Origin of the sequence: Methylibium sp. T29 (assembly GCF_000576205.1) — a bacterium.
GTDB classification, from domain to species: Bacteria; Pseudomonadota; Gammaproteobacteria; order Burkholderiales; family Burkholderiaceae_C; genus Methylibium; species Methylibium petroleiphilum.
On sequence record NZ_AZND01000287.1, the window covers coordinates 1 to 3,884 of the forward strand.

3 protein-coding genes are annotated in these 3,884 nt (G+C 70.3%); all 3 read right to left on the reverse strand.

Annotated elements, in window-relative coordinates:
* A partial coding sequence (locus tag x551_RS19510; RefSeq protein ID WP_051512189.1) for an OpgC domain-containing protein occupies positions 1-1,139 on the reverse strand: 1,139 nt, incomplete at its 3' end.
* Between the two features lie 69 nt (positions 1,140-1,208).
* Positions 1,209-2,906 carry a long-chain-fatty-acid--CoA ligase gene (locus tag x551_RS19515; protein WP_051512192.1) on the reverse strand — a complete coding sequence of 566 codons (1,698 nt, stop codon included), beginning with the start codon at positions 2,904-2,906 and terminating at the stop codon, positions 1,209-1,211.
* A gap of 52 nt (positions 2,907-2,958) precedes the next feature.
* Positions 2,959-3,687 (reverse strand): hypothetical protein, encoded by a 729-nt coding sequence (locus x551_RS19520; protein ID WP_011827953.1) that lies wholly within the window; start codon positions 3,685-3,687, stop codon positions 2,959-2,961.
* Between the last annotated feature and the right edge of the window lie 197 nt (positions 3,688-3,884).

Here is a 3,884-nt window from a genome sequence, read left to right on the forward strand (position 1 = left end):
GCCTGCGAGCGCAGCTGCCGGCGCATCGCGGCGGTGCGGCGGTCGAGTTCGCCGCTGGTCCACGCCACCGCGTAGAGGACGGCGAAGCAGCCGACCAGGATCAGTGCGTCGATCCACGCCGCGCGCGGCGTGCCGGCGTCGCCGGCCACGGCCAGCAGCAGCAGCGCCAGCACCAGGTGGGCGCAGAACACCGGCAGCGAGGCGGCGCCCAGCGTCTCCAGCACCCGCAGCCGCGGCAGCCGGGCCGCGACGCGCGGGCCGAAGTGCAGGGTCAGCACCAGCAGCGCGAACAGGTTGATCACGCGCAGCGGACCGAGGTGCCATTTGTCGAACATCAGGTTCAGACCGTCGTCGCCGGGAAACGGCAGCTGCCCCACGGCGTGCCGCCACACCAGGCCGACGACGCCGATCACGACTGCCGTGCGCACCAGCCACGGCGGGAAGACGAGCGGCGCCGGATCGCGCGAGGCGGACTGCACCGAGCCCATCCACAGCCCCATCACCCACAGGAACTGCCAGCCGAACATCTCGAAGGCACCGGTCTGGGGAAACGGCACCGGCAGGCCGGTGAGCGCGACGCTGAGGTCGTAGACCGCGCGGCCGAGGTCGAACTGCGCCAGCAGCCACAGCAGCACGCTGAGCGCGAGGATGCCCCGCCAGCCGTGCTGCAGGCCGTGCAGCAGCAGCAGCAGCGGGCTGAGCACCATGAACACCACGTAGAGCGGCAGGATGTCGAGCAGCGGCGGGCTGTAGATCAGCAGCAGGCCGCTGAAGAAGGCGGTGACCGGCTGCTCGAAGTAGAAGGAGATCAGGTTGGTGATGGCGTCCTGCCGCGCCAGCACGCCGATCAGCGCGATGACGGTGAACAGGAACAGCAGCAGCGCGGCCTGGCAGGCGTAGATCTTCAGCGCGCGCCGCAGGAAGGCCTCGCGCATCACGGCCTCGCCGTCGCGTCGCTCGCGCGCGGTGTAGACCATGCCGGCCATGTAGCCCGACAGCAGCACGAAGCCCTCGGCCGCCGAGACGTAGCCGAACGGCTGGCCCAGCGGGTCGGCATAGCGCGTGGGCAGGTGCGTGAGCGTCATCAGCACCAGCATCAGGCCGCGCAGCGCGTCGATTTCCCAGAGTCGGCGGTTCATGCGGCGGCGTGGGAGGAAGGGACGAGTCCTGACAGACTCGTCCGCCGCCCCGGAGGTTCCCGCCGCGGTTCAGCCCGGGCCGCGCAGCTCGCGACGCAGGATCTTGCCGACGTTGCTCTTGGGCAGGTCGTCGCAGAACTCGATGCGCCGCGGCCGCTTGTAGGCGGTGAAGTTCTGCCGGCAGTGGTCGGCCAGCTGCTGCTCGGTGAGCGACGGGTCCTTGCGCACGACGAACAGCCGGACCGCCTCGCCGGTCTTCTCGTCGGGCACGCCCACCGCCGCGCACTCCAGCACGCCGGGGTGCAGGTTGACCACCTGCTCGATCTCGGTGGGGTACACGTTGAAGCCGGAGACGATGATCATGTCCTTCTTGCGGTCGACGATGCGGAGGTAGCCGCGCTCGTCCAGCACGCCGATGTCGCCCGACTTGAAGTAGCCGTCCGGCGTCATGACCTTGGCGGTCTCGTCAGGGCGGTTCCAGTAGCCGGCCATCACCTGCGGCCCGCGGATGCAGACTTCGCCGGCCTCGCCGAGCGGCAGGTCGCGGCCGTCGTCGTCACGGATCGCGATCTCGGTCGACGGGATCGGCAGGCCGACGTTGCCGCTGAACTGCCGCAGGTCCAGCCGGTTGCAGGTGACCAGCGGCGAGGTCTCCGACAGGCCGTAGCCCTCGACCATCGGGCAGCCGGTGATGCGCAGCCATTTCTCGGCGGTGGCCTGCTGGCAGGCCATGCCACCGCCGGTGGACGCCACCAGACCGGAGAAGTCGAGCCGCGCGAACTCGGCGTTGTTGGCCAGCGCGTTGAACAGCGTGTTGACGGCCGGGAACATGTTGACGCGGTGCTTCGTCAGCGTCTTGACGAGGCCGGGGATGTCGCGCGGATTGGGGATCAGCAGGTTCTTCATGCCCAGGCGCGCGCCCATCACGAAGCACAGCATCAGCGCATAGATGTGATACAGCGGCAGCGCACAGACGCAGACGATCTGCTGGCCGCCGACCTTGTCGAGCATGGGCCGGAACCAGGCCTCGGTCTGCATCACGTTGGCCACCACGTTGCGGTGCAGCAGCGTGGCGCCCTTGGACACGCCGGTCGTGCCGCCGGTGTACTGCAGGAAGGCCACGTCGTCCGGCCCCACCGGCGGGCGCACGAGCTTCAGGCGCGTGCCCTCGGCGATGGCCATGTTGAAGCGCGTGACGCTGCGCCCCTCGGTGAGCGGCAGCGTGAAGGCCGGCACCATCTTCTTGACGTTGCGCACCACGAAGTTGACCAGCTGGCCCTTCCAGAAGCCCAGCAGGTCGCCCATCGAGACCAGCACCACGTGCTTGACGACCGTACGGTCGATCACCTCCTCGAGCGTCGCTGCGAAGTTCTCGAGGACCACGATCACCTCGGCGCCGGAATCCTTGAGCTGGAACTGCAGTTCGCGCGCGGTGTAGAGCGGGTTGACGTTGACCACCACGGCGCCGACGCGCAGCACCGCCGCGAGCGCAACCAGGTACTGCAGCAGGTTGGGCATCATCAGCGCCACGCGCGTGCCCTTCACGACGCCCCTGGCCTGCAGCCAGGCGCCCAGGGCGTCGGCCAGCTCGTCGACCTGGCGGAAACCGAGTTCGCGCCCCATCAGCACGGCCGCGGGGCGTGCGGCATGCCGCCGGAAGGCCTGATCGAGGAGCGTCGACAGCGAGGCGTCGGAGCCGGCATCGACCGTGGCCGCCACCGAGGGGGGGTAGTGGGCGAGCCAGGGCTTCTTGGCCGGCATGTCCATGCGCGAGCTCCTCCGAAAGAGGCCCGATTCTTCGGGCCCCGCCGCGGCGCGGCTATGGGAGTTGCCCTGAGCCGGCAGCGGCCTGCGGTTCGGCCGTGAAGAGCTGCGCGAGCAGCGCGCGTTCGCGCGCCTCGATGCCGACCAGGAACTCGCCCGCACCGCGCATCGTCCTGAAGGTCTCGAGGCCGCGCTCGAGGAAGGACTGCAGCTCGCTGAGGCCGGCGGCGCGTGCCGGTCCGCGCATCATGCGCAGGCTGGTGGTGAGCATCGGCTTGCGCGTGTAGCGGTCGAGCGAACGGCCGACCTCGAGCATCAGGTCGATCTGCTGCGCGCGGTCGGCGCGCCGGCCCGTGGCCTGCCAGGCCACGGCGTAGGTCCGTGCGTCGACGGCCGGCGACGGCAGTGCCTCGGCCATCGTGCTGTCGAGCGACTCGGACAGCGCATGCAGCTCGCCCAGCGTGGCAACGGTGCCGACGATCTCCTGCGGGAACAGCCGCACCAGCGCCGGCACGATGCGGGCGAACTGCGCGTCGCGCCGGCTGAAATCGCTGGGCCCGTACAGCTCGTCGAGGAAGAAGCGCGCCGCCGCGACATAGCGCGGACTCGCCAGCAGCTCGGCATGGGTGTGCTCGAACCGCGCCTGCTGGTAGGCCTTGATCGCCTGCACCTTCTCACCGAGCCCGGGCACGGCCTGGCGACGCGCCCGTTCCTGCTCGACGGCGGCGAGGCTGCGCAGGATGGCCGGCGCGTCGGCAGCGGTGGCTCGCAGGGGCGAGGTCATGCGGGTCGGGGGTAATCCGGGATCGCAAATAGATGTCCGCCTCGACGGGCCGGCGCGCGAATGATGCAACACTCCGCGTCGATGACCGTCAGCACCTTCCCTTGTCCCTGGCGCCCGCGGCGCAGGCCGGCCGCATGAGCACGGGGCCGTCGCGTCGGCGCCTGCTGCAGCTCGGCGCCGGAGCCACGGCGCTGTTC

Bases quoted from the DNA above. Each gene is read 5' to 3' on its own strand.
- x551_RS19515 (WP_051512192.1), bottom strand. From the start codon at position 2,906: ATGGACATGCCGGCCAAGAAGCCCTGGCTCGCCCACTACCCCCCCTCG.
- x551_RS19520 (WP_011827953.1), bottom strand. From the start codon at position 3,687: ATGACCTCGCCCCTGCGAGCCACCGCTGCCGACGCGCCGGCCATCCTG.